This is a genomic window from Geodermatophilus sp. DSM 45219, from assembly GCF_900104025.1.
In the GTDB taxonomy this organism is placed as follows: Bacteria; Actinomycetota; Actinomycetes; order Mycobacteriales; family Geodermatophilaceae; genus Geodermatophilus.
The window spans coordinates 217,136-240,690 of record NZ_FNIQ01000003.1 but is presented as its reverse complement, the minus strand read 5'-3'; the positions used below and the strand labels follow the sequence as shown (position 1 = coordinate 240,690).

Annotated in this window: 20 protein-coding genes; 16 read left to right on the top strand and 4 right to left on the bottom strand. The window is 74.4% G+C overall.

Features of this window, described 5'->3' with window-relative positions:
- Positions 1–211: 211 nt before the first annotated feature.
- The 3 genes from BLR12_RS10265 to BLR12_RS10255 all read left to right on the top strand — a co-directional run bounded on the left by BLR12_RS10265 (position 212) and on the right by BLR12_RS10255 (position 5,436).
- Positions 212–1,387, top strand: a complete 1,176-nt coding sequence (locus tag BLR12_RS10265; protein WP_091377208.1) for a pyridoxal-phosphate-dependent aminotransferase family protein — start codon at positions 212–214, stop codon at positions 1,385–1,387.
- On the top strand, positions 1,384–4,293 hold the full coding sequence (locus tag BLR12_RS10260) for an FAD-binding and (Fe-S)-binding domain-containing protein (protein WP_091377205.1): 2,910 nt from the start codon (positions 1,384–1,386) through the stop codon (positions 4,291–4,293). Before BLR12_RS10265 ends, BLR12_RS10260 begins: the two co-directional genes overlap by 4 nt.
- A 216-nt stretch (positions 4,294–4,509) precedes the next feature.
- Positions 4,510–5,436: a diacylglycerol/lipid kinase family protein gene (locus BLR12_RS10255; protein WP_091377202.1), complete on the top strand. Its 927-nt coding sequence runs from the start codon at positions 4,510–4,512 to the stop codon at positions 5,434–5,436.
- Positions 5,437–5,508: 72 nt separating this feature from the next.
- On the opposite strand, the gene BLR12_RS10250 is transcribed toward BLR12_RS10255, so the two are convergent.
- Together BLR12_RS10250 and BLR12_RS10245 are read right to left on the bottom strand one after the other, a co-directional pair.
- Positions 5,509–5,946, bottom strand: a complete 438-nt coding sequence (locus BLR12_RS10250) for an OsmC family peroxiredoxin (RefSeq protein WP_091377199.1) — start codon at positions 5,944–5,946, stop codon at positions 5,509–5,511.
- A gap of 68 nt (positions 5,947–6,014) precedes the next feature.
- Complete coding sequence (locus BLR12_RS10245) at positions 6,015–6,458, bottom strand: MarR family winged helix-turn-helix transcriptional regulator (RefSeq protein ID WP_091377196.1); 444 nt, start codon at positions 6,456–6,458, stop codon at positions 6,015–6,017.
- A 200-nt stretch (positions 6,459–6,658) separates the two neighbouring features.
- Here BLR12_RS10245 and clpB point away from each other — a divergent pair, with 200 nt between their 5' ends.
- From clpB to BLR12_RS10190, 11 genes are all read left to right on the top strand, one after another.
- Entirely contained in the window at positions 6,659–9,247 is a 2,589-nt protein-coding gene (gene clpB, locus BLR12_RS10240; RefSeq protein WP_091377194.1) for an ATP-dependent chaperone ClpB, read from the top strand.
- A 206-nt stretch (positions 9,248–9,453) separates the two neighbouring features.
- On the top strand, positions 9,454–10,146 hold the full coding sequence (locus BLR12_RS10235; RefSeq protein WP_091377191.1) for a proline-rich domain-containing protein: 693 nt from the start codon (positions 9,454–9,456) through the stop codon (positions 10,144–10,146).
- Between the two features lie 65 nt (positions 10,147–10,211).
- Entirely contained in the window at positions 10,212–11,867 is a 1,656-nt protein-coding gene (locus BLR12_RS10230; protein WP_218120617.1) for a molybdopterin-dependent oxidoreductase, read from the top strand.
- Between the two features lie 100 nt (positions 11,868–11,967).
- Entirely contained in the window at positions 11,968–12,639 is a 672-nt protein-coding gene (locus BLR12_RS10225) for a fasciclin domain-containing protein (protein WP_218120616.1), read from the top strand.
- A 140-nt stretch (positions 12,640–12,779) separates the two neighbouring features.
- Complete coding sequence (gene pyrE, locus BLR12_RS10220) at positions 12,780–13,382, top strand: orotate phosphoribosyltransferase (protein ID WP_091377188.1); 603 nt, start codon at positions 12,780–12,782, stop codon at positions 13,380–13,382.
- A gap of 45 nt (positions 13,383–13,427) precedes the next feature.
- A complete protein-coding gene (locus tag BLR12_RS10215) occupies positions 13,428–14,828 on the top strand; it encodes an FAD-binding oxidoreductase (RefSeq protein ID WP_218120615.1) in 1,401 nt (466 codons plus the stop codon).
- A gap of 4 nt (positions 14,829–14,832) precedes the next feature.
- Entirely contained in the window at positions 14,833–16,185 is a 1,353-nt protein-coding gene (locus tag BLR12_RS10210) for an FAD-dependent oxidoreductase (RefSeq protein WP_091377185.1), read from the top strand.
- Positions 16,182–16,778: a pentapeptide repeat-containing protein gene (locus BLR12_RS10205; protein WP_091377183.1), complete on the top strand. Its 597-nt coding sequence runs from the start codon at positions 16,182–16,184 to the stop codon at positions 16,776–16,778. The genes BLR12_RS10210 and BLR12_RS10205 overlap by 4 nt, the downstream gene beginning before the upstream one ends.
- Positions 16,779–16,856: 78 nt before the next feature.
- Positions 16,857–17,891 (top strand): class II fructose-bisphosphate aldolase, encoded by a 1,035-nt coding sequence (gene fbaA, locus BLR12_RS10200; protein WP_091377181.1) that lies wholly within the window; start codon positions 16,857–16,859, stop codon positions 17,889–17,891.
- Entirely contained in the window at positions 17,891–18,313 is a 423-nt protein-coding gene (locus BLR12_RS10195; RefSeq protein ID WP_091377178.1) for a DUF3151 domain-containing protein, read from the top strand. Before fbaA ends, BLR12_RS10195 begins: the two co-directional genes overlap by 1 nt.
- 110 nt (positions 18,314–18,423) lie before the next feature.
- The gene (locus tag BLR12_RS10190; RefSeq protein WP_255363411.1) at positions 18,424–19,257 is read left to right on the top strand and encodes a GPGG-motif small membrane protein; all 834 of its coding nucleotides are present in this window, start codon (positions 18,424–18,426) and stop codon (positions 19,255–19,257) included.
- A 13-nt stretch (positions 19,258–19,270) separates the two neighbouring features.
- Here the strand turns inward: BLR12_RS10190 and BLR12_RS10185 are convergent, their stop codons facing one another.
- Entirely contained in the window at positions 19,271–19,888 is a 618-nt protein-coding gene (locus BLR12_RS10185; RefSeq protein WP_091377176.1) for a hypothetical protein, read from the bottom strand.
- A gap of 66 nt (positions 19,889–19,954) precedes the next feature.
- Here BLR12_RS10185 and BLR12_RS10180 point away from each other — a divergent pair, with 66 nt between their 5' ends.
- Positions 19,955–21,244 (top strand): adenylosuccinate synthase, encoded by a 1,290-nt coding sequence (locus BLR12_RS10180; protein ID WP_091377174.1) that lies wholly within the window; start codon positions 19,955–19,957, stop codon positions 21,242–21,244.
- Positions 21,245–21,345: 101 nt separating this feature from the next.
- On the opposite strand, the gene BLR12_RS10175 is transcribed toward BLR12_RS10180, so the two are convergent.
- Entirely contained in the window at positions 21,346–22,317 is a 972-nt protein-coding gene (locus tag BLR12_RS10175) for a glycerophosphodiester phosphodiesterase family protein (RefSeq protein ID WP_255363410.1), read from the bottom strand.
- Positions 22,318–22,482: 165 nt separating this feature from the next.
- Between BLR12_RS10175 and rsgA the strand changes: the two genes are divergently transcribed.
- The gene (rsgA, locus tag BLR12_RS10170; RefSeq protein WP_091377168.1) at positions 22,483–23,547 is read left to right on the top strand and encodes a ribosome small subunit-dependent GTPase A; all 1,065 of its coding nucleotides are present in this window, start codon (positions 22,483–22,485) and stop codon (positions 23,545–23,547) included.
- The last annotated feature ends 8 nt before the right edge of the window (positions 23,548–23,555 follow it).

The following is a 23,555-nucleotide window of genomic DNA, read 5'->3' as shown; positions in this document are numbered from 1 at the left end:
GGTCGTCGGGGCGGAGCGCACCGGCGCCGCCCAAGTTCCGCTATGTGGAAAGCGTCTTTCGCTCATCGGACATCCAAGGCACGGGGAACGCCTGTGTCAAGGCTCACAGCCCGTTCGAGGCTCCTCGACACGGCTCCACCATGTGGGAGTAGCGTCCCGCATCGTGGAGTCCGGGCGCGTCGCCCGGACCGTCCTGGCGAGAGGCGATGCGATGCCGACCACGGCGACGGGCACCGGTGGCCGTCACTTCCTGCAGATCCCCGGGCCGACCAACGTGCCCGACCGCGTGCTCCGCGCGATGGCCGCACCGACGATCGACCACCGCGGCCCGGAGTTCGCCGCGCTGGGCCTGGAGGTCCTCGAGGCGGTCAAGCCGGTCTTCGGGACGACCCAGCCGGTCGTCTTCTACCCGGCCTCGGGCACCGGCGCCTGGGAGGCGGCGCTGACCAACACGCTGTCCCCGGGCGACCGGGTGCTGGCCTTCGAGACCGGCCACTTCGCCACGCTCTGGCAGGACATGGCGCACCGGCTCGGCCTGCAGGTCGAGTTCGTCCCCGGCGACTGGCGGCACGGCGCCGACCCGGACGCCGCGCGCGAGCGGCTGGCCGCCGACACCGGCCACGAGATCAAGGCCGTCATGGTGGTCCACAACGAGACCTCCACCGGGGTCACCAGCCGGGTACCGGAGATCCGGGCCGCGCTGGACGCCGCCGACCACCCGGCGCTGCTGCTGGTCGACACCATCTCCTCGCTGGGCAGCATCGAGTACGAGCACGACGGCTGGGGCGTCGACGTCACCGTCGCGGGCTCCCAGAAGGGGCTCATGCTCCCGCCCGGGCTGAGCTTCAACGCCGTCAGCGAGAAGGCCCTCCAGGCGAGCAAGACCGCCGGCCTGCCCCGCTCCTTCTTCGACTGGGCGCCCATCATCGCCGCCAACGAGCGCGGCTTCTGGCCCTACACGCCGGCCACCAACCTGCTCTACGGGCTGCGCGAGGCCCTGCTCATGATGGCCGAGGAGGGCCTGGCGCAGGTCTACGCCCGGCACACCCGGCACGCCGAGGCCACCCGTGCCGCGGTGCGCGGCTGGGGGCTGGAGGTGCTGGCGCTCGACGAGCGGGAGTACTCCGGGTCGCTGACCGCCATCTGGATGCCCGACGGTGGGGCGGACGCGGTGCGGGACCTGATCCTGCGCGAGTACGACATGTCGCTGGGGGCGGGCCTGGGCAAGCTGGCCGACAAGGTGTTCCGGATCGGGCACCTCGGCCACTTCAACGACCTCACGCTCGCCGGCACCCTCGCGGGCGTGCAGATGGGCCTGGTCCGCAGCGGCGTCGCGATCGACCCCACCGGCCTCCAGGCCGCCCTCGACCGCCTGCAGCGGCCGTGACCACCGCGCCGGAGCGCACCGCGACCGGTGCGGACGAGCTGGAGCGGGAGCTGACCCGCGCGCTGGACGGCGAGGTCGCCTTCGACGACTACACGCGGCACCTGTTCAGCCAGGACGCCTCGATGTACGCGATGACGCCGCTGGGCGTGGCCTACCCGCGGCACACCGCCGACGTCGCCGCCGCCGTCCGGCTGGCGGGGGAGGCCGGCGTCCCGGTCCTCGCCCGCGGCGCGGGCACCAGCCTGGCCGGCCAGACGGTCGGCCCGGGGCTGGTGCTCGACCTGTCCCGGCACATGCACCGGATCACCGAGCTGGACCCCGAGGGCCGCACCGCCCGGGTCGAGCCGGGCGTGGTGCAGGACGACCTGAACCGCGCCGCGGCCCGGCACGGGCTGATGTTCGGGCCGGACACCTCGACGTCCAACCGGGCGACGATCGGCGGGATGATCGGCAACAACTCCGCCGGCAGCGGGTCGGTGCGCTTCGGCATGACCATCGACCACGTCCAGGAGGTCGACGTCGTCCTCGCCGACGGGTCGACGGCGACCTTCGGGGTCGTCGACGAGGCCGAGCGGGCCCGCCGCGCGCAGGGCGACACCCTCGAGGCGCAGGTCTACCGCCGGCTGCCCGAGCTGGTCACCGAGCACGCCGCGGCGATCCAGACCGGCTTCCCGCAGTTCTGGCGGCGGGCCGGGGGCTACCGGCTCGACCGGCTGGCCGACGGGGCTCCGTTCGACCTGGCCAAGTTCATCGTCGGGTCCGAGGGCACGCTGGCCATCGTCACCTCGGCGAGGGTCGGGCTGGTGCCCAAGCCGTCGCGGACGGTCTTCGCGGTCGGCCACTTCGAGACCGTCCAGGGCGCCATCAACGCCACCGAGGACGCGCTGACCTGCGACCCGGCCCAGGTCGAGCTGCTGGACCGGACGATCCTCGACCTCTCCCGGCAGAAGATCGAGTACGCCGGGCTGGGCAGGATCCTGGTCGGCGACCCCGACGCGCTGCTGTTCGTCTCCTTCACCGGGGACGACGAGGCCGGGCTGGTCGCCCAGATGGACGAGCTGACCGCCCTGTGGGAGCGCAACGGGCACGGCTACCACACGCTGCGCGCGGTGACCCCCGCCCAGCAGGCCGCGCTGCTCAAGGTGCGCAAGTCCGCTCTGGGCCTGCTCATGGCCAACTCCGTCGGCGCCCGCCGGCCGCTGGCCTTCGTCGAGGACACCGCCGTCGACCCCAAGCACCTGGCGGAGTACACCGCCCGGTTCAAGGACGTGCTGGACCGGCACGGCCTGGAGGCCGGCTTCTACGGGCACTGCTCGGTCGGTTGCCTGCACATCCGGCCCTTCGTCGACCTCACCCAGCCTGGCCAGGTGGAGGTCATGCGCTCGGTCGCGGTGGAGGTCAAGGACCTCGTCCGCGAGTACGGCGGGGTCAACTCCAGCGAGCACGGCGACGGCCTGGCCCGCAGTGAGTTCAACCGCGAGCTGTTCGGCGACGAGCTGTACGAGGCCTTCCGGCAGGTCAAGGCGGTGTTCGACCCCGAGGGCCGGCTGAACCCCGGCAAGATCGTCGACTCGCCGTCGATGACCGACCACCTGCGTGACGCCAGCCGGCCGGAGCCCGGCCCGCTGCGCACCCGGCTGCAGTTCGACGTCGTCGGCGGGATGTTCGGCGCGGCCGACCGGTGCATGAACATCGGGCTGTGCCGGAAGTCGACCTCCGGCGCGATGTGCCCCTCCTACATCGCGACGCGGATGGAGGAGCACTCCACCCGCGGCCGGGCCAACGCGATCGTCAAGGCGCTCAGCGACCCCGACCCGCACACCGCGCTGGCCGACGAGCGGCTGCACGAGGCGCTGGACCTGTGCCTGATGTGCAAGGCGTGCAAGAGCGAGTGCCCGCTGGGCGTGGACGTGAGCGCGCTGAAGGCCGAGGCGCTGGCGGCCAAGCACGACGTCCACGGCACCCCGCTGCGCTCGCGGGCCTTCGGCGCCATCCGCACGCTCAACAAGCTCGGCTCGGCGACCGCGCCGCTGTCCAACCTGCCGGGCCGGATCACGCCGCTGCGGGCGCTGATGGACTCCCGGCTCGGCATCGCCCGGCAGCGGGACCTGCCGGTCTTCCACCGGCAGACGCTGGCGCGCTGGTTCCGCAAGCACCGGGCGCCGGCCACCCCCACCGCGGGGCCGGTCACGCTGCTCGCGGACTCGTTCACCAGCTACACCGAGCCGGGCATCGGGCAGGCCGTCGTCCGGCTGCTGGAGGCCGCCGGCCACTCGGTGCGGCTGGAGAGCCAGGGCTGCTGCGGCCGCCCGAGCATCTCCAAGGGGCTGCTGGACGACGCCCGCGGCAAGGCCGCGAAGCTCGCGGCCAACCTGTGCGCGGGGTCCGAGCCCGGATCGCCGATCGTCGGGTGCGAGCCCTCCTGCATCCTCACGCTGCGGTCCGAGCACGTCGAGCTGCTCCCCGACGACCCGAACGTCCGGGACGTGGCGGGCCGCGTGCGGCTGCCCGAGGAGCTGCTGGTCGAGGCGATCGACGCGGGCCGGCTCCGGCTGCGGGAGGACAACCCGCTGTCCGGGCGGACGATCGTCTTCCACGGCCACTGCCACCAGAAGGCCGAGGCCGGGACGGCGGCGACCGTCGCACTGCTCCAGCGGATCCCCGGCGTCACGGTGCAGGAGCTCGACGCCGGCTGCTGCGGCATGGCGGGGTCGTTCGGCTTCGAGTCCGAGCACTACGACGTGTCCATGCAGGTGGGGGAGGACCGGCTGTTCCCCGCGGTCCGCGCCGCCGACGCCGACGCGGTGATCGCCGCGACCGGCGTCTCCTGCCGGCAGCAGATCCACCACGGCACGCAGCGCACCGCGCAGCACCCGATGGAGCTGGTGCTGCAGGCCCTCGCGTGAGGCCCTCGTGAGCCGGGGGCGCTCCCCGGACGTGGCCGGACACCGCTGAACGCCGATGGCCCAGGACCGCCGCGGTCCTGGGCCATCGGCGTTCGACCTCGGCGGACCGAGGGCAGCACGGCGCGTCCCGGCCCGAGCGGCGCGGAGGCCGTCACTCCCGAGGGAGTCCGGGGCGGTTCGGGCCCGGGTGATCACCTCCTCGGCTACGGTGCGCCGGTGAGCGACGGGTCCCGGCTGCTGGTGGTGGTCAACCGGTCCGCCGGCACGGCCGGGGACGGCGCCGTCGAGGCCGCGGTCGCGACGCTGCGCACCGGCGCGGACGTCGAGGTGGCCGCCACCGGGTCGCGGGCCGAGCTGGACGAGGCGCTCGCGGCCCGCGACGGACGGCGGGTCGTCGTGCTCGGCGGGGACGGTTCGGTGCACGCCGTGGCGCGGGCCCTGGACCGCGCGGGCGGGCTCGACCCGGCCGAGCCGGTGGGCATCCTCGCGCGCGGCACCGGCAACGACCTGGCGCGGACCCTCGGCCTGCCGCTGGACGCGGTGGAGGGCGCCGCCGCCGTCCTCGCCGGCCGGGCCCGGCCGCTGGACCTGCTGGTCGACGACGCCGGTGGGCTGGTGGTCAACGCGGTGCACGCCGGCGTCGGTGCGCGGGCCGGAGCGCAGGCCCACCGGCTCAAGGAGCGCCTCGGGGTGGCCGCCTACCCGGTCGGCGCGGCCTTGGCCGGGGTGACGAGCGCCGGGTGGCCGCTCCGGGTGGAGGTCGACGGCCGGGTCGCCGCGCACCCGGCGGAGGGCTGGGCGGCCGACGGCACCTGCGACGTGCTCATGCTCGGCGTCTGCACCGGCCGCTCGATCGGCGGCGGGACGCCGCTGGCCCCGCACGCCGCACCGGACGACGGGCTGGCCGACGTGGTGGTGTCGGTCGCCACCGGACCGGTGGCCCGCGCCGCCTTCGCGGCGGCACTCGCGACCGGGGAGCACGTCGACCGGCCCGACGTCCTGGTGCTGCGGGGCGCCCGGGTGACGGTCACCGGGGGCCCGATCGACCTCGACGCGGACGGCGAGGTCGAGGAGGGCGTCGCGGCGCGGACCTGGCGGGTCCGGCGGCACGGCTGGTCGGTGCTCGTGCCGCCGCCCCGGTGACCGACTGGAACGGCCCTCCTGCAGGGGCCCGACGCGAGCCTGCGAGTGGCGGGGGGCAGGAGGGTCCTTCTCCTACTCGAGCGTGGCGTCCAGGCTGATCTCGTCGACGCCGGCCAGCGCCTTGCTCACCGGGCAGCCGGCCTTGGCGGCCTGGGCGGCCTGCTCGAAGCCGGCGGCGTCGAGGCCCTCGACCTCACCGCGGACGGTGATCGCGATCTTCGTGATGTGCGGGCCGCCGTCCTTCTGGCCCAGGGTGACGTCCGCTGCGACCTCGAGCGACTGCGGGGTGCCGCCGGCCTTGGCGATCTCGTTCGACAGGGCCATCGCGAAGCACGACGAGTGCGCGGCCGCGATGAGCTCCTCGGGGCTCGTCGTGCCGTCGGCGTCCTCGGCGGCGCGCTTGGGGAACGAGACGTGGTAGGTGCCGACCTTGGAGCTGGAGAGCTCGACCTCGCCGGAGCCCTCCTGCAGGGTGCCGTTCCAGGCCGTGCGCGCGGTACGAGTGGGCATGGGTCCTCCTCGGGACGGGTGTGTCGCGAGTGCGCTACCCCGGTCCGTGGTGGACAACCCAACGGCCGTCAGTTGGTGGTGACCCGCTCGGTGACCAGGGCGAGCTTGGCCTTGAGGTCCGCGAACTCGTCGCGGTCCATGCCGAGCGCGCAGATGATCTCCTCGGAGATCGCGGTCGCCTTGTCCTTCAGCGCGCGGCCGTCGTCGGTCAGCACGATGGCCACCGAGCGCTCGTCCTCCACCCGGCGGTGGCGGGTGACCAGGCCGGCGCTGGTGAGCCGCTTGAGCAACGGGGACAGCGTGCCGCTGTCGAGTGAGAGGCGGGCACCCAGTTGACCGACGGTCTGGTTGTCCTCCTCCCACAGCAGCATCATCACGAGGTACTGCGGATAGGTGAGGTTGATGGCGTCGAGCAGCGGGCGGTAGCGCGCGGTCATCGCCCGGGAGGCGGCGTAGAGCGCGAAGCACAACTGGTCCTCGAGGACCGCGCTCGGAGCCGGGAGACGCGTCATCCTTCAGATTCTAGGGGTCAATCCACTGGGGTACCGGGGGTTGCCCCCCGCGTCGTGACCCTGAGAGGGGAACGCGCTGGTCGGGGAGGAGGAGATCGGTGGAGTTGAGTGGAACAGACTCAACCCTTCGGTCGTTGGACAGCTCGACAGCACCCGGGCCGGACGTCCGGCCCCTCCCGAGAGGACCGCCCCCACACGCCATGCAGAGCAAGCTCACCACCCGTTCGCAAGAGGCGATCACGGCCGCCCAGCGGCTGGCGGTCGACCGTGGCCAGGCCGCGCTGGAGCCCCTGCACCTGCTCGCCGCGCTGCTCGAGCAGACCGACGGCATCGCCGGCCCGCTGCTCCAGGCCGTGGGCGCCGACGTCCACGACGTCCGGGCCAAGACCGATGCCGCGCTGCGCCGGATGCCGAGCGTCAGCGGCGCGACCGTGCCCGCGCCGTCCCCCTCGCGCGAGCTGCTCCGTGTCCTGAACGCCGCCGGGGAGCAGGCCGGCGCGCTGGGCGACGAGTTCGTCTCCACCGAGCACCTGCTGGTGGGCCTCGCCGGGGCCGGGGGTGAGGCCGGCGCGGTGCTGACCAGCGCCGGCGCCACCCGCGACGCGCTGCTGGCCGCCTTCCGCACCGTGCGCGGCACCCGGAAGGTGACCACGCCCGACCCGGAGAGCACCTTCCAGGCGCTGGAGAAGTACGCCGTCGACCTCACCGAGCGCGCCCGCGAGGGGAAGATCGACCCGGTCGTCGGCCGGGACACCGAGATCCGCCGCGTCGTGCAGGTGCTGTCCCGGCGCACCAAGAACAACCCGGTCCTGATCGGCGAGCCCGGCGTCGGCAAGACGGCGATCGTCGAGGGCCTCGCCCAGCGGATCGTGGCCGGCGACGTCCCCGAGAGCCTCAAGGGCAAGCGGCTGATGGCGCTGGACCTGGCCTCGATGGTGGCCGGTGCCAAGTACCGCGGTGAGTTCGAGGAGCGGCTCAAGGCCGTCCTGCACGAGATCGCCGAGTCCGAGGGTGAGGTCGTCACCTTCATCGACGAGCTGCACACCATCGTCGGTGCCGGGGCCACCGGCGACTCCGCCATGGACGCCGGGAACATGATCAAGCCGATGCTCGCCCGCGGCGAGCTGCGGATGGTCGGCGCCACCACGCTCGACGAGTACCGCGAGCACATCGAGAAGGACCCGGCCCTGGAGCGCCGCTTCCAGCAGGTCTTCGTCGGCGAGCCCTCGGTCGAGGACACGATCGGCATCCTGCGCGGCCTCAAGGAGCGCTACGAGGTGCACCACGGCGTCCGGATCACCGACGCCGCGATCGTCGCCGCCGCGACGCTGTCGGACCGCTACGTGACCGCCCGGTTCCTGCCGGACAAGGCGATCGACCTGGTGGACGAGGCTGCGAGCCGGCTGCGCATGGAGATCGACAGCCGGCCGGTCGAGGTCGACGAGGTCGAGCGCGCCGTCCGCCGGCTGGAGATCGAGGAGATGGCGCTGGCCAAGGAGGACGACCCCTCCTCGGTCGAGCGGCTCTCCGCGCTGCGCGCGGACCTCGCCGACAAGCGCCAGCAGCTCGACGAGCTGACCGCCCGCTGGCAGCAGGACAAGAGCGCGATCGTCCGCATCCAGCAGATCAAGGAGGAGCTGGAGCGGGCGCGGCTGGAGGCCGAGCGGGCCGAGCGGGACGGCGAGCTGGCCCGGGTCGCCGAGCTGCGCTACGGCCGGCTCCCGCAGCTGGAGAAGGCGCTGGCCGATGCCGAGGACTCGGTCGCCGGCACCGACTCGATGCTCAAGGAGGAGGTCGGCCCCGACGACATCGCCGAGGTCGTCCAGGCCTGGACCGGCATCCCCGCCGGGCGGCTGCTCGAGGGCGAGACCCAGAAGCTGCTGCGGATGGAGGACGAGCTCGGCCGGCGCGTCGTCGGCCAGCCCGACGCCGTCCGTGCGGTCTCCGACGCGGTCCGCCGGGCGCGCTCCGGCGTGGCCGACCCCGACCGGCCGACCGGGTCCTTCCTGTTCCTCGGCCCGACCGGCGTCGGCAAGACCGAGCTGGCCAAGGCGCTGGCGGAGTTCCTATTCGACGACGAGCGGGCGATGGTCCGCATCGACATGAGCGAGTACTCCGAGAAGCACTCGGTGGCCCGGCTGGTCGGCGCCCCGCCCGGCTACGTGGGCTACGAGGCCGGCGGACAGCTCACCGAGGCGGTGCGGAGGCGGCCCTACACGGTGGTGCTGCTCGACGAGGTCGAGAAGGCACACCCCGACGTGTTCGACGTCCTGCTGCAGGTGCTCGACGACGGCCGGCTCACCGACGGCCAGGGCCGGACGGTGGACTTCCGGAACACCATCCTGATCCTGACCTCGAACCTCGGCTCGCACCTCATCGCCGACCAGTCGGTCGAGGAGAGCCGGCGCCGCGAGGCGGTCCTGGAGGTGGTCCGGCAGCACTTCAAGCCGGAGTTCCTCAACCGGCTGGACGACGTCGTGGTCTTCCGCGCACTGGGCAGCGAGGAGCTGGCCGGCATCGTCGACATCCAGGTCGGGGTGCTCGCCCGCCGGCTGGCCGCCCGCCGGCTCACGCTGACGGTCACCGACGCCGCGCGCGAGTGGCTGGCGATCAACGGGTTCGACCCGGTCTACGGCGCCCGGCCGCTGCGCCGGCTGGTGCAGTCCGCGATCGGCGACCAGCTGGCCAGGGCGCTGCTGTCCGGCGAGATCCGGGACGGCGACGAGGTCGTCGTGGACGCCCCGGACGACCTCGCCGAGCAGGGCCTCACCGTCCGCCGCCGCAGCTGAGGAACGGCCCTCCTGCCCCCACCCCTCGCAGTCGCTCGGGGCGGGCTCCTGCAGCAGGGCCTTTCCAGCACGTCACCGGGCCCGCTGCCCGTCCACCGGCCGCGATCCACTCCGATCGGGTCTCGATCGACGCGTGACCCTGGCCCGGGGTCGCGGGGTGGGTGATCATCGCGGGCGGGATCCGACGAGTGAACAGGGAGTGCACGATGACGTCAGGGCAGGGCGGCCAGGACCCGCACCAGGGGTGGCAGCCGCCGCAGGAACAGCCGGGATGGCAGGCGCCGCCCGGGCAGAACTGGCAGCCGCCCCCGCCGCCCCAGGGCTGGCAGGACCCCCAGCAGGGCTGGCAGAACCCACCCCAGCAGGGGTGGCAGGCCCCGCCGCCGTACGGGTACGCGAACGCCCCGGCGCCCGGCCACGGCTTCCCGCAGGAGGCGCCGGAGCGGCCCACGACGGTGCGGGTGGGCGTCGGGGCCTTCATGGCCACGCTGATCCTCGGGCTCATCGGCTCGCTGCTGCAGTTCACCGACCTCGACGGCCTGGTCGCCGAGACGGTGGCCACGGCGAACGACCCGCTGGTCACCGAGGACGTCGTCCGGGCCAGCCTGCTGATCGGTGCGGTGCTCGGGCTGCTGCTCGTCGCACTCCAGGCGCTGTTCATCTGGTTCGCCTGGAAGGGGCGCAACTGGGCGCGCATCGTGCTCTTCGTGCTGGGCGGGCTCAGCGTGCTGGCCGGCCTGGCCGGCCTGGGCGCCGCCGGGGCGAGCACCGGGTTCCTCGACGCGCTGTCGGTGATCTCGCTGCTGCTGACGGTCGTCGGCATCGTCGCGCTCGCGCTGCGGCCGTCGTCGGAGTGGTACCGGGCGATGACCGCCCGCCGGCAGGCCGGACTGCGCTGACCTACTGTTACTGAACCGTTACCGCGGAGGTGAACCCGTAGGACGGCTGGACGCGAAGACCAGTCGTGACCACCACCGAGCAGGCCCCGGCCGCGGCGACCGGGCCGGACGGCGCGAGCGGGCGGCGGCAGGGCCGCCGCCCGCTCGCCGCCCTGGCCGGGCTGCTGGCCGCCGGCGTCGCGCTGGGCGTCGGTGAGCTGGTCGCCGGGCTGATCGGCCCGCAGTCCTCGCCGGTCGTCGCGGTGGGGGACACGGTCATCACCCTGGTCCCGGAGCCGGTCAAGGCGTTCGCGATCGCGACCTTCGGCGAGGACGACAAGATCGCCCTGGTCGTCGGCACGCTGCTGGTCATCGCCCTGTACGCGGCGGTCCTCGGCACCGTGGCGCTCCGTCGCCGGGCGGTCGGGGTGGCCGGCATCGCGCTCTTCGGCGTGGTCGGTGCGGCCGCGGCGGTGACCGGCCCGGCCGGCAGCCCGATCGACGCGCTGCCCTCCCTGGCGGGCGCCCTGGCCGGGATCGTCGCGCTGCTGGCGCTCCTGGCCCCGCTCACCGTCCCGGCGGCGGCCACCGCGACCGGTCGTCCCGACGAGGCGCCGCTCGAGCGGCTGCGCAGCGCCCTCGGCGCCGGTGACCGCAAGGGCGCGGGGCTCGACCGCCGCCGTTTCTTCCTCACCAGCGGCGCCGCCGTGGGGGCCGCCGTCGTCACCGGCGGCGCGGGCCGGGTGCTGCTGAACCGCTTCGACGTCCGCAGCGCCCGAGCCGAGATCGCCCTCCCGGCTCCGGCCTCCCCGGCCGCGCCGCTGCCGGCCGGTGCCGACCTGGCCGAGACCGTCGACGGTCTGACCCCGCTGTTCACGCCCAACGGTGACTTCTACCGGGTCGACACCGCGATCACCGTGCCGCAGATCCGCCCGTCGGACTACCGGCTGACGCTGACCGGCATGTTCGACTCCCCGCGCAGCCACACCCTCGACGAGCTGCTCGGCCGCGCCGACCTCATCGAGCGCGACATCACCCTCACCTGCGTCTCCAACGAGGTCGGGGGCACGCTGGCCGGCACCGCCCGCTGGCTCGGCGTCCCGCTGGGGGCCTTCCTGCGCGAGAACGGCATCCAGGCCGGCTCCGACCAGCTGGTCTGCCGCTCGTCGGACGGCATGACGATCGGCGCCCCCACCCGCTCGGCGCTCGACGTGGAGGACGCGATGATCGCCGTCGGGATGAACGGCGAGCCGCTCCCGGTCGAGCACGGCTTCCCGGCGCGGATGCTGATCCCCGGCCTCTACGGCTACGTGTCGGCCTGCAAGTGGATGGTCGGCATCGAGGCCTCCACCTACGACGCCTACGACGCCTACTGGACCGAGCGCGACTGGGCCCCCGTGGCGCCGATCAAGGTCGCCTCCCGCATCGACACCCCCGCTCCGCTGCGCCGGTTCGCCGCCGGCCGGCGTCCCATCGCCGGCGTCGCCTGGGCGCAGACGCGCGGCGTGGCCGCCGTCGAGGTCCGGGTGGACGACGGCGAGTGGCTGCCCGCGGAGCTCTCCCCGCAGGTGGACGCCGACCTGTGGCGGCAGTGGGTGCTCCCCTACGACTTCGCCCCCGGCGCCTACCAGCTGACCGTCCGGGCCACCACCGCCGACGGCGAGGTCCAGACCGAGGAGCGGGCCGCGCCCTTCCCGAACGGGTCGAGCGGACTGCACTCCATCCGGGTCATCGCGACCTGACCCACCCCCGAACTCGTCTCGGCCGCCGGCCGCAGGCGCGGCCCCGCCCCTCCCCGGGCGCGGGCCACCGACCCCCGCACGACGACCAAGGAGATCCCCCGTGAAGCGCATCCTCACCCGCACCGTCATGCTGGCCGCCGCCTCGAGCATGGCCGTCACGCTCAGCGCCTGTGGCTCCGAGGACACCGCCTCGGACAGCGCCGCGACCGACACCGGCGCCAGCGAGTCGTCGTCGGCCGCGCCGGAGACCAGCTCGGAGAGCGGCACCGACATGGCCGCCGCCGAGCCGTTCGGCGAGGGCTGCACCGCCGTCCCGGCCGACGGCGAGGGCAGCTTCACCGGCATGACCGACGACCCGGTCGCCACCGCGGCCAGCAACAACCCGGTGCTGTCCACGCTGGTGCAGGCCGTCACCGCCGCCAACCTGGGGGACACGCTGAACAGCGCCCAGGACATCACCGTGATCGCCCCGGCCAACCCGGCGTTCGAGGCCATCCCGCCCGCCGATCTGCAGGCCGTGCTGGCCGACAACGCCCAGCTGACCGCGATCCTGCAGCACCACGTCATCGACGGCCGCCTGGCGCCCGACGAGCTGGCCGGCACCCACACCACCCTCAACGGCGACGAGGTCACCATCGAGGGCAGCGGCGAGGACTTCACCGTCGCCCAGACTGTGACCGGCACCCCGGCCTCGGTGATCTGCGGCAACGTCCAGACGGCGAACGCCACCGTCTACATCGTCGACCAGGTGCTCGCCCCGGCCCAGGCCTGACGAAGGACCCCGTCCTCCTCACCGCTCGCAGGCTCGCGGCGAGCCTCTGGACGGGGCCTGCCCGGCACCGCTGACCTCGCGGGCCGTCGTCCGACTCCGGTCGGACGGCGGCCCGCGTCGTCGTCAGTAGGGTCGGACGGATGACACAGGACCCCCTCCCTCCGCACCCCTCGTCCCGCGGGGCGGGACCCGGGGACGGGGCCGCGCACCCCGACCGCGACCGGCTGCTCGAGCTCGTCGTCGACCTCGCCGTCGTCCACGGGCGGGTGACGCTGTCGTCGGGGCAGGAGGCCGACTGGTACATCGACATGCGCCGGCTGACGCTCCACCACGAGGGCGCCCCGCTGGTGGGCCGGGTGATGCGCCAGCTGACCGGCGACCTGCGCTACGACGTCGTCGGCGGGCTCACCCTGGGCGCGGACCCGGTGGCGACGGCGATGCTGCACGCGGCAGCTGCCGGCGAGGGCTTCCTCGACGCCTGCGTCGTCCGCAAGGCCGGCAAGGCGCACGGCCTGCAGCGGCGGATCGAGGGCCCGGACGTCGCCGGGCGCGCCGTCCTGGTGGTCGAGGACGTCTCCACCACCGGCTCCAGCCCGCTGACCGCCGTCGAGGCGCTGCGCGAGGCCGGCGCCGAGCCGGTCGCCGTGGCCGTCGTCGTGGACCGCGGCGGGCGGGCCGCGGTCGAGGAGGCGGGCCTGGAGTACCGGGCCGCGTTCACCCTGGCCGACCTCGGCCTGCAGTGAGGTAGCCCGGCCGGTCGCGGCGCGGCGGGCTCGTACGGTGTGGCAGTGACCACGGTGACGACGGCCTGGCTGGCCGAGCTGCAGGACCTCCTCGGCGCCGACGGCGTCCTGACCGACCCCGACGTCACGGCGTCCTACGCGCGCGACCAGGCGATGCTCGCGGAGTCCGGGACGCCGGCCGCCGTCGTCTTCCCGCGCAGCACCGCCGAGGTGGTCGCGGTGATGCAGACCGCCTCCCGGCACGGCGTCCCCGTCGTCCCGCGGGGTGCCGGCTCCGGCCTCGTGGGGGCGAGCAACGCGGTCGACGGCGGCATCACCCTCGTGACGACCCGCATGGACGCCGTCCTCGAGGTCTCCCCGGCCGACCGCCTGGCCGTCGTCCAGCCCGGGGTCGTCAACAAGCAGCTGAGGGACGCCGTGGCCGGTGCGGGGCTGTTCTACCCGCCGGACCCCGCCAGCTACGACTGGTGCACGATCGGCGGCAACCTGGCCATGAACTCCGGCGGCCTGTGCTGCGTGAAGTACGGCGTCACCACCGACTACGTGCTCGGCCTGGAGGTCGTGCTCGCCGACGGCCGGGTGCTGCGGACCGGCCGGCGCACGGTCAAGGGCGTCGCCGGCTACGACCTCGCCCGGCTGTTCGTGGGCTCCGAGGGGACCCTCGGGGTGATCACCGAGGCCACCCTCGCGCTGCGCCCGGCCCCGCAGGCCTCCCCGGTCACCCTCGTCGCGAGCTTCCCCACCAGCGCGCAGACCGGCCAGGTGGTCGAGTCGGTGGTCACCAGCGGGCTGGTGCCCAGCATGCTCGAGGTGATGGACCGGACCTGCATCCGCGCCGTCGACGACCTGATCCGGGCCGACCTCGACCGGGACGCGCAGGCGCTGCTGCTCGCCCGGTCCGACGCCGGCGGGGAGGCCGCCCGCCGGGAGATCGAGACGCTGACCCGGCTGTGCGAGGAGGCCGGGGCGGACTTCGTCCACTCCACCGACGACCCGGCCGAGGGCGACCTGCTGCTCACCGCCCGCCGGATGGCCCTGCCCGCGCTGGAGCGGCTCGGCAGCGTGCTGCTCGACGACGTCGCCGTGCCCCGGTCCCGGGTGGCCACCTTCATCGACGGCTGCGACGCGATCGCGGCCCGCTCCGGGCTGGTGATCGGGGTGGTCGGGCACGCCGGCGACGGCAACATGCACCCCACCGTCGTCTTCGACGCCACCGACACCGACCAGCGCGCCCGCGCCTTCGAGGCGTTCGACGCCATCCTGGAGCTCGGGCTGTCGCTCGGCGGGACGATCACCGGGGAGCACGGCGTCGGCACGCTCAAGGCCGACTGGCTCGAGCGCGAGATCGGCCCGGTGTCCATGGAGGTGCACCGCTCGATCAAGCACGCGCTCGACCCGGACGGCCTGCTCAACCCGGGCAAGGTGTTCCGGCAGGTGACACCCTGACCGCATGAGCGCAGAGCGGCTGCTGGTCGTCGGCGGGGACGCCGCCGGCATGTCCGCGGCCACCGCGGCCCGGCGGGCACGTCCGGCCGACGACCTCGCCGTCACCGTCCTCGAGCAGGGCCCGGAGGTCTCCTTCTCGGCCTGCGGCATCCCGTACTGGGTCGGCGACGTGGTGGCCGACCGCGACGCGCTCATCGCCCGCACACCGCGCGAGTTCGCCGCCCGCGACATCGACGTCCGCACCGGCACCCGCGCCGACGAGCTCGACCTCGACGCCGGCACCGTGCGCACGAGCGGCGGCGAGACGCTGGGCTTCGACCGGCTGGTGGTCGCCACCGGCGGCCGGCCGATGCGCCCGGACGTCCCCGGCCTGGACGCGCCGGGCGTCCACGGCGTGCACCGGCTGGCCGACGGCGCCGACATCCGCGCCGCGGTCGCGGCGGGCGCCCGCCGGGCCGTGGTGCTCGGCGGCGGCTACATCGGCCTGGAGATGGCCGAGGTGCTGCGGGCCCGCGGTCTCGAGGTGACGATCGTGCTCGCCGACGCGCTGCCGATGACCCTGCTCGACCCGGACATGGGGGAGCGGATCTGCAAGGGCATCGGCGACCTGGGCATCGACGTCCAGCCCGACCAGCCGGTCCGGGCCGTCGAGACGGGGGCGGACGGCGTCGCGCGGGCGGTCACCACCGACGCCGGCAGCTACCCCTGCGACCTCGTCGTCCTCGGCCTGGGCATGGGCCCGGAGGTGGCGCTGGCCCGCGCCGCCGGGCTGCGGATCGGCGAGACCGGCGCCGTCGAGGTCGACCGCACCCAGCGCAGCCGCTCCCACGAGCACGTCTTCGCCGCCGGCGACTGCAGCCAGACCTTCCACCGGCTGACCGGCGAGGCGGTGCACGTCGCGCTGGGCACGCACGCCAACAAGCAGGGCCGGGTCGCGGGCTCGGTCATCGGCGGGCGGGCGGCGCGCTTCGCCGGCGTCCTGGGGACGGCGCTGACCAAGGTGGGCGACCTGGAGATCGGGCGCACCGGGCTGTGCAGCGGGCAGGCCGCGGCGGCCGGCCACGACTTCCGCACCGAGACGATCGAGGGGACGACGAAGGCCGGGTACTACCCGGGCGCCGCGCCGATCGCGGTCAAGCTGGTCACCGACGCGGGGTCCGGGCAGCTGCTGGGCGGCCAGGTCGTCGGCGGGCCGGGCTCGGGGAAGCGGATCGACGTGCTGGCCACCGCGATCTGGGCCGGGCTGACCGCCGAGGAGCTCGCCGGATCGGACCTCTCCTACGCCCCGCCGTTCTCGCCCGTCTACGACCCCGTGGTGGTCGCCGCGCGGGTGGCGAGCCGGGTGGACCAGGGGTGAGTGGAGCCGAGGTCCGGGACGAGGACCGGTACGGCGACGACCTCTCCGGCCAGGAGCACACCGGGGTCACCTTCAGCCGGGTGGACCTGTCGGAGACCACGGACGACGGCGCGGTCTTCACCGACTGCGTCTTCCGGGACTGCCGGTTCACCCTCTCCCGGCACACCGACGCCGCGTTCCTCACCTGCACCTTCACCGGCTGCTCGTTCGCCCAGGCGGTCTTCACCGGCTGCAAGCTGGTGGGCAGCACCTTCGACCGCTGCACCTTCGACCTGGCGGTCGTCGAGGGCGGCGACTGGTCGTTCGTCGCCCTGCGGCGCGCGGACCTGTCCCGCGCGACGTTCACCGGCGCGCGGATGCGCGAGGCGGACCTCACCGGGGTGCGGGCGGTCGGGGCCACGCTGCAGGGTCTGGACCTGTCCGGCGCGCAGCTGTCCGGGGCCGACCTCTCCGGCGCCGATCTGCGCGGCAGCGACCTCACCGCACTGGACCCGCGCGAGGTCGGGCTGGCCGGCGCACAGGTCGACGGCGGGCAGGCCGTGGTGCTGGTGACCGCCCTCGGCCTGCGGGTCGGGCCGGAGCTCGAGCCCTAGCGGGGTGTCGCGGGCTGCGAGGCCGGCGGGATACTGACCCGCGAACGAGCGCCGTCCCCGACGCAAGGAGTGCTCCGCATGCCCATCGCGACCCCCGAGGTCTACGCCGACATGATCAACCGGGCCAAGGAGGGCGGCTTCGCCTACCCGGCGATCAACTGCACCTCGTCGGAGACGGTCAACGCCGCGTTGCGCGGCTTCGCCGACGCCGGCAGCGACGGCATCATCCAGTTCTCCACCGGCGGTGCGGAGTTCGGCTCGGGCACCCGGGTCAAGGACATGGTCACCGGCGCGGTGGCGCTGGCGGAGTTCGCCCACGTCGTCGCCGAGAAGTACCCGGTCAACGTCGCGCTGCACACCGACCACTGCCCCAAGGACAAGCTGGACGCCTACGTGCGCCCGCTGATCGCCCTGTCGAAGGACCGGGTGGACGCCGGCCAGGCGCCGCTGTTCCAGTCGCACATGTGGGACGGCTCGGCGATCGAGCTCACCGAGAACCTCGACATCGCCGAGGAGCTCATGGAGAAGTGTGCCGCGGCCAAGATCGTGCTGGAGCTCGAGATCGGCGTCGTCGGCGGCGAGGAGGACGGCGTCGTCGCCGAGATCAACGAGAAGCTCTACACCGCCGACGGCGACTTCCTGCGCACCGCGCAGCAGCTGGGGCTCGGCGAGCGCGGGGTGTACCTGCTCGCCGCGACCTTCGGCAACGTGCACGGGGTCTACAAGCCCGGCAACGTCAAGCTGCGCCCGGACGTGCTCGAGCGCGGCCAGGCCACGGTGGCCAAGGAGTTCGGCCTCGGGGACGGCGCCAAGCCGTTCAACCTGGTCTTCCACGGCGGCTCGGGCTCGGCGCAGGAGGAGATCCGCGAGGCGCTGTCCTACGGCGTCGTGAAGATGAACGTCGACACCGACACCCAGTACGCCTTCACCCGGCCGATCGTCGGGCACATGTTCACCAACTACGACGGCGTGCTGAAGGTCGACGGCGAGGTCGGCAACAAGAAGACCTACGACCCGCGCACGTACATGAAGCTCGCCGAGACCGGCATGGCCGCGCGCGTCGTCGAGGCGTGCGAGGACCTGCTGTCGGCCGGCCAGTCCCCGAGCGCCTGATGGGGCACCCGCACGCCAACCTGCTGGGCGAGCCGCCGGCGACGCTGCTGCCGGCCAACCCGGAGGCCGACGCGGAGCTCGCGGCCGGCGACCCCCCGGCCGAGGTCGCCGCGCACCACCCGACGGTGAGCGCGGCGTGGGCGGCGCTGGCCGAGGAGGCGATCGACCGTCCCGAGCGGGGGCTTACCGACACGATCGAGGCCTACGCCTACGCCCGGACCGGCTACCACCGCGGGCTGGACGCGCTGCGCCGCAACGGCTGGAAGGGCTACGGCCCGGTGCCCTGGTCGCACGAGCCGAACCGCGGCTTCCTGCGCTGCGTCACGGTGCTGGCCCGCGCGGCCGAGGCGATCGGCGAGACCGACGAGCAGGAGCGCTGCACCCAGCTGCTGCGCGACTGCGACCCGTCGCTGGCGCCGTAGGCGACCCACTGCGGGCGTTCCTCGTGCTCTGCCGGCGCTGCAGCACCGGCAACCCGCGAGGAACGCCCGCACTGCGGGATCCGTCGGCCCCGACCGGCACACTCGGGGCCGTGGACCACTCGCCCGGTGCCGTCACCCGCCGTCTGCGGCCCCTGCTGCTCGCCGTCCACGAGGCCCTGTCCGCCGGTGTGCGGGTCAGCGCGGCGGTCCACGACCGGCACGGCTGGAACCCGACCGCCGACCGGCACCTGGACCACCAGCTGGTCCGCCGCGAGGCGATGGAGCGGCTGCGGCCCTGGGGCGCCGGCCCCGACGAGCTCACCGACCCGCTGCAGGCCCGCCAGCTGGACCTCGACACGAGCACCGACAACCTGGGCCTGCCGATGAGCGGGCTGATCCTGCGCACGCCCACCGACGTGCTGCGGGTCTGGCGGTCCGACGACGGCGAGCTGCCCGCCGCGGCCACCGACGGGCTGCGCGCCTTCTACCGGCAGGACCCCAGCCGCCAGCTCCAGCTCGCCGTCGGGCCCCAGCCCCCGCGGGCGGCGCCGGGCCACCTGGCGCTGCTGTGGGCCGACGCCGGCGCCGTCCTCACGCGGTTCGACCTGGTCCGGCCGTGCGGGCACGTCGGCCGGCGGGTGCAGGTCGACTGGCACGTCGACCTCCGCGAGCGGCTGGGGCGCCCGCCGCCTGACATCACCCTCCGTGAGGCGAGGACGGAGAACGCGCCGTCCGTCCCCGAGATCGGTTACTCTCCGTCCCCGGCGTCCGGTGCGGACGCCCTTTCCCGGAGGTGCCGCATGGCCACCCTTCTCTGGATCCTCGCCGTCGTCCTCGTGGTCGCCGGCATCGTCGCCATCGTCCGCAAGCAGCTGCTGTGGGGGATCGTGCTCATCGTCGTCGGCCTGCTCGTGGGCCCGGGTGGGGTCAGCGTCTTCACGTGATCCGGACGGCGGATCAGGGGCGCAGCCGCCAGCGCACCCGGTCGTCGGCGTACCACGTCCACCGGGTGACCGGCCGGGCGTAGGGAACGCCGTCGCGGACGACCCTGGCCGGGTCGCAGGCGATCTGCACCGCCCGTCCGCTGGTGCGCCGGCCGGGGCGCAGCGGCAGCGTCATGACCGTCACGTCGAGGGTGTCCATCGCCCGCCAGTCGGGCCGGACGTCGAAGCGGGTGACCTGCCCGTCGGCGACCTTGACCGCGTCGTGGTGCGCCTGGGCGCCCAGCCGGCGCGCCAGCGGGCGGCGGCGCTCGTCCCCGGCGGCCTCCAGGCGGCCGTGGTGCAGCAGCACGCCGCCGTGGTCGTCGCGCACCAGCCCGAGTTCCCGCTCGCCGCCGGTGCCGATGCCGAGCGCACGGGCCAGCGCGGTGGAGTCGCCGTCGCCGGCCGGCTCCCAGGAGACCGGCGCCGCCGCGGTCCGCCCGGCCTTCCACAGGGCCGTGAGCACCCCGGCGAGCGCCGGCACCGGGCCCCTGACCAGCAGGGCGTCGGCCTCCGCGGCCGGCGCGACCGCCTCGCGCCCCGGGGCCTGACCCGGCGCGAGCCCGCGCAGGTCGAACTCGACGAGGGGCATGCCGATACCCTGCCACCTGCCAGCCGGTCGATCGCCGGTGACCGAGTCGAGGGGAACGACAGCGAGATGCCGGCAGTCGTGCTGATCGGTGCCCAGTGGGGCGACGAGGGCAAGGGCAAGGCCACCGACCTGCTCGGTGGGCGCGTCCCGTACGTCGTGCGCTACCAGGGCGGCAACAACGCCGGGCACACGGTGATCACACCGGACGGCGAGCGGTACGCGCTGCACCTGATCCCGTCGGGGATCCTGACGCCGGGCTGCACGCCGGTCATCGGCAACGGTGTGGTCATCGACCCCGAGGTGCTCATCGGCGAGCTCGCCGGCCTCGAGGAGCGCGGCGTGGACACCTCGCGGCTGGTCATCTCGGCCGACGCGCACCTGATCATGCCGCACCACCGGGCCCTCGACCGGGTCACCGAGCGGTTCCTCGGCAAGCGCCGCATCGGCACCACCGGGCGCGGCATCGGCCCGGCCTACGGCGACAAGGTGGCCCGCACCGGCATCCGCGTGCAGGACCTGCTGGACCTGTCGATCCTGCGCCAGAAGCTCGAGGGCACGCTGGAGGAGAAGAACCAGGTCCTGGTCAAGGTCTACAACCGCAAGGCCATCGACGTCGACGAGGTCGTCGAGGAGTACGCCGGCTACGCCGAGGTCCTCAAGCACCGGATCGCCGACACCCGGCTGCTGCTGGCCGACGCGCTCGACGCGGGCGAGTGGGTGCTGCTGGAGGGCTCGCAGGGCACGCTGCTCGACGTCGACCACGGCACGTACCCGTTCGTCACGTCGTCCAGCCCAACCGCCGGCGGCGCCGCGGCGGGCTCCGGCATCGGCCCCACCCGCATCGACCGGGTGGTCGGCATCCTCAAGGCCTACACGACCCGTGTCGGCTCCGGCCCGTTCCCCACCGAGTTGCACGACCAGTGGGGCGAGTACCTGCGCACGCAGGGCGGCGAGGTCGGCGTGACCACCGGTCGCGACCGCCGCTGCGGCTGGTTCGACGCCGTCGTCGCCCGCTACGCCAGCCGGGTCAACGGCATCACCGACTACTTCCTCACCAAGCTCGACGTCCTCTCCGGGCTGGAGACGGTGCCGATCTGCGTCGCGTACGACGTGGACGGCGTGCGGCACGACGAGATGCCGATGACGCAGACCGACTTCCACCACGCCACGCCGGTGTACGAGGAGATGCCCGGCTGGTCCGAGGACATCCGGCACTGCCGCACCTTCGACGAACTGCCGGCCGACGCGCAGGCCTACGTCCGCCGGATCGAGGAGCTCTCGGGCGCGCGGATCAGCGTCATCGGCGTCGGCCCCGGCCGCGACGAGAACGTCGTCCTGCACGACCTCATCGGCTGAGCTCGACGATCAGCTGACCTGGTCCAACCGGGTCCTGGCTCACCACCGGTGCTGAGCCAGGACCCCGGACGATCAGGTCACCTGATCATCCGCGGAACGCGCTACGCGGCGGCGGCGACCTGGAGTTCCTGCCGGGCGGCCACGGCGATCTCGGGCGCGTCGGTGATCAGACCGTCGACGCCGAGGGCCAGCAGCAGGCGGGCCTCGGTCTGCATGTCGCCGGTGCCGCTCGGGGCGGCACCGCGGCGCAGGTGCCGGGGGAGGAAGGCGTTCTCCGGGCGCAGCGTCCAGGGGACGACGAGCAGCCCGGCGCGGTGGGCCTGCGCGATGAGGTCGGAGACGCCGGTCATCGCCTGGTCCCCGTCGCGCAGCAGGATCCGGTGCCGGCTGGGCGCGATGCCCTGCGCGTAGGTGCTCACCTCGCGCAGGCCCGCCGGGGTGACCAGGTGGTCGTCCGTGCCGGCGTCGTCCACCAGCTGCAGCATCGTCGGCCCGCGGTGGCCGAGGTCGGCCCGCAGCTGGCGGAGCGCGGCGGCGTCGAAGCACTGGACGACGACGGTCCCGTCCGGCGCGGTCGCGCCCAGCCGCCGCAGCTCGGCGGCGACGAGCTCGGTCATCGGCACGCCGGCCTCGTGGTCGAACCAGCTGGGCTTCTTCAGCTCCGCGAGGACCCGGATCTCCCGGTCGGCGGTGGAGCGGCGGCGGGCGATCGCCACGACCTCGGCGAGGGTGAGGATCCCCTCCTGGCCGTCGTAGGTGGTGTTCAGCGGGCGCAGGCCCGGCTTGCGCTCGACGGCGCGCAGCGTGCGCAGCTCGGCGAGGGTGAAGTCCTCGGTGAACCAGCCGGTGCGCTCGCGGCCGCCGACGACACGGGTGGTGCGCCGGTCGGCGAACTCGGGCCGGCCGGCGACGTCGGTGGAGTGCGAGAGCTCGTTCTCGTGCCGGACGACGAGCGCGCCGTCGCGGCTGACCACGACGTCGGGCTCGATGAGGTCGGCACCGAGGTCGACGGCCAGCTCGAAGCTGGACGCGGTGTGCTCGGGGCGGTAGGCCGTGGCGCCTCGGTGGCCCACGACGACGGGACGGGCAGGGCGGGTCGCCGGAACCGTTGCCGGCGACGCGATCGCGCGCATGCCCCCTACAACACCCGACGAAGGTGTCAGGACGCTGAACGCGCGCCGACCGGCCGCACACAATTCGGAGGACACCGCCGTGACCTGCGCGGGACCATCGGCGGCGTGACCGATCTCTCACTCCTCGGCTGGACTGCCGACCGGGAGGCCGGGTTGCCCGCGGGGTGCGTGCCCGGTCGTGTGGCCCGGGTCGACCGCGGCCGGCTGACCGTGCTCACCGCCGGGGGCGAGCTGCGGGCGCACCCGGCAGGGGCGCTGCTCGGCGGGCCCGGCCCGGCGGTGGGCGACTGGGTGGCCCTGCGCGGGGAGCTCGCCGTCGCGGTGCTGCCCCGCCGGACCGCGTTCACCCGCGTCGTCGCCGGCCGGACGTCGGCCGAGCAGGTGGTCGCGGCCAACCTCGACGTCGTCCTCGTCGTCGACGCGCTCACCACGGCGCCGCGACTGCGCCGGGTCGAGCGCTACCTGGCCGTCGCCTGGGGCAGCGGCGCGACGCCGGTCGTCGTCCTCACCAAGGCCGACCTGTGCGACGACGTCCCGGCGGCGCTGCAGGCCGTGGCCGAGGACGCCGTGGGCGTCGACGTGCTGCCGGTCAGCTCGGTGACGGGGGAGGGGCTCGACGCCGTCCGGGCGCTGCTGGGCCCCGGGCGGACGGCGGCGGTGGTCGGGCCGTCGGGCGTCGGCAAGTCCAGCCTGGCCAACGCGCTGGCCGGGACGACGGTGGCGGCCACCCGCGGGATCCGGGAGGCCGACGGCCGCGGCCGGCACACCACGACCGCGCGCGAGCTGCACGCGCTGCCCGGCGGCGGCCTGCTCGTCGACACCCCCGGGATGCGCGAGCTCGGACTGGTCGACGACGCGGGCATCGACACCGCCTACGGAGACGTCACCGAGCTGGCCGCGCAGTGCCGGTTCCGCGACTGCGCGCACCGAACCGAACCCGGCTGCGCGGTGGCCGCGGCGATCGAGGAGGGCCGGCTGGACCCCGCCCGCTACACCGCCTGGCGGAAGCTGCAGGCCGAGGCGCACCGCCAGGCGCTGCGCTCGGACGCCCGCGCGCGGGCCGCCGAGCACGCCCGGGTCCGCGCCCTGCACCGCTCCTACCGGTCGCAGCCGAACCGTGGGAGGACCGCCCTTCCCCCCACGCCTCGCGGGCTCGGCGCGGGACCCTGACGGGCGGC

Excerpts from the sequence above, each read along its gene's own strand:
- BLR12_RS10250 (WP_091377199.1), bottom strand. The coding sequence starts at position 5,946 with ATGCCCACTCGTACCGCGCGCACGGCCTGGAACGGCACCCTGCAGGAG.
- fbaA (WP_091377181.1), top strand. The coding sequence starts at position 16,857 with ATGCCCATCGCGACCCCCGAGGTCTACGCCGACATGATCAACCGGGCC.
- BLR12_RS10235 (WP_091377191.1), top strand. The coding sequence starts at position 9,454 with ATGACGTCAGGGCAGGGCGGCCAGGACCCGCACCAGGGGTGGCAGCCG.
- BLR12_RS10195 (WP_091377178.1), top strand. The coding sequence starts at position 17,891 with ATGGGGCACCCGCACGCCAACCTGCTGGGCGAGCCGCCGGCGACGCTG.
- BLR12_RS10245 (WP_091377196.1), bottom strand. The coding sequence starts at position 6,458 with ATGACGCGTCTCCCGGCTCCGAGCGCGGTCCTCGAGGACCAGTTGTGC.
- BLR12_RS10210 (WP_091377185.1), top strand. The coding sequence starts at position 14,833 with ATGAGCGCAGAGCGGCTGCTGGTCGTCGGCGGGGACGCCGCCGGCATG.
- BLR12_RS10180 (WP_091377174.1), top strand. The coding sequence starts at position 19,955 with ATGCCGGCAGTCGTGCTGATCGGTGCCCAGTGGGGCGACGAGGGCAAG.
- BLR12_RS10185 (WP_091377176.1), bottom strand. The coding sequence starts at position 19,888 with ATGCCCCTCGTCGAGTTCGACCTGCGCGGGCTCGCGCCGGGTCAGGCC.
- pyrE (WP_091377188.1), top strand. The coding sequence starts at position 12,780 with ATGACACAGGACCCCCTCCCTCCGCACCCCTCGTCCCGCGGGGCGGGA.
- BLR12_RS10265 (WP_091377208.1), top strand. The coding sequence starts at position 212 with ATGCCGACCACGGCGACGGGCACCGGTGGCCGTCACTTCCTGCAGATC.
- clpB (WP_091377194.1), top strand. The coding sequence starts at position 6,659 with ATGCAGAGCAAGCTCACCACCCGTTCGCAAGAGGCGATCACGGCCGCC.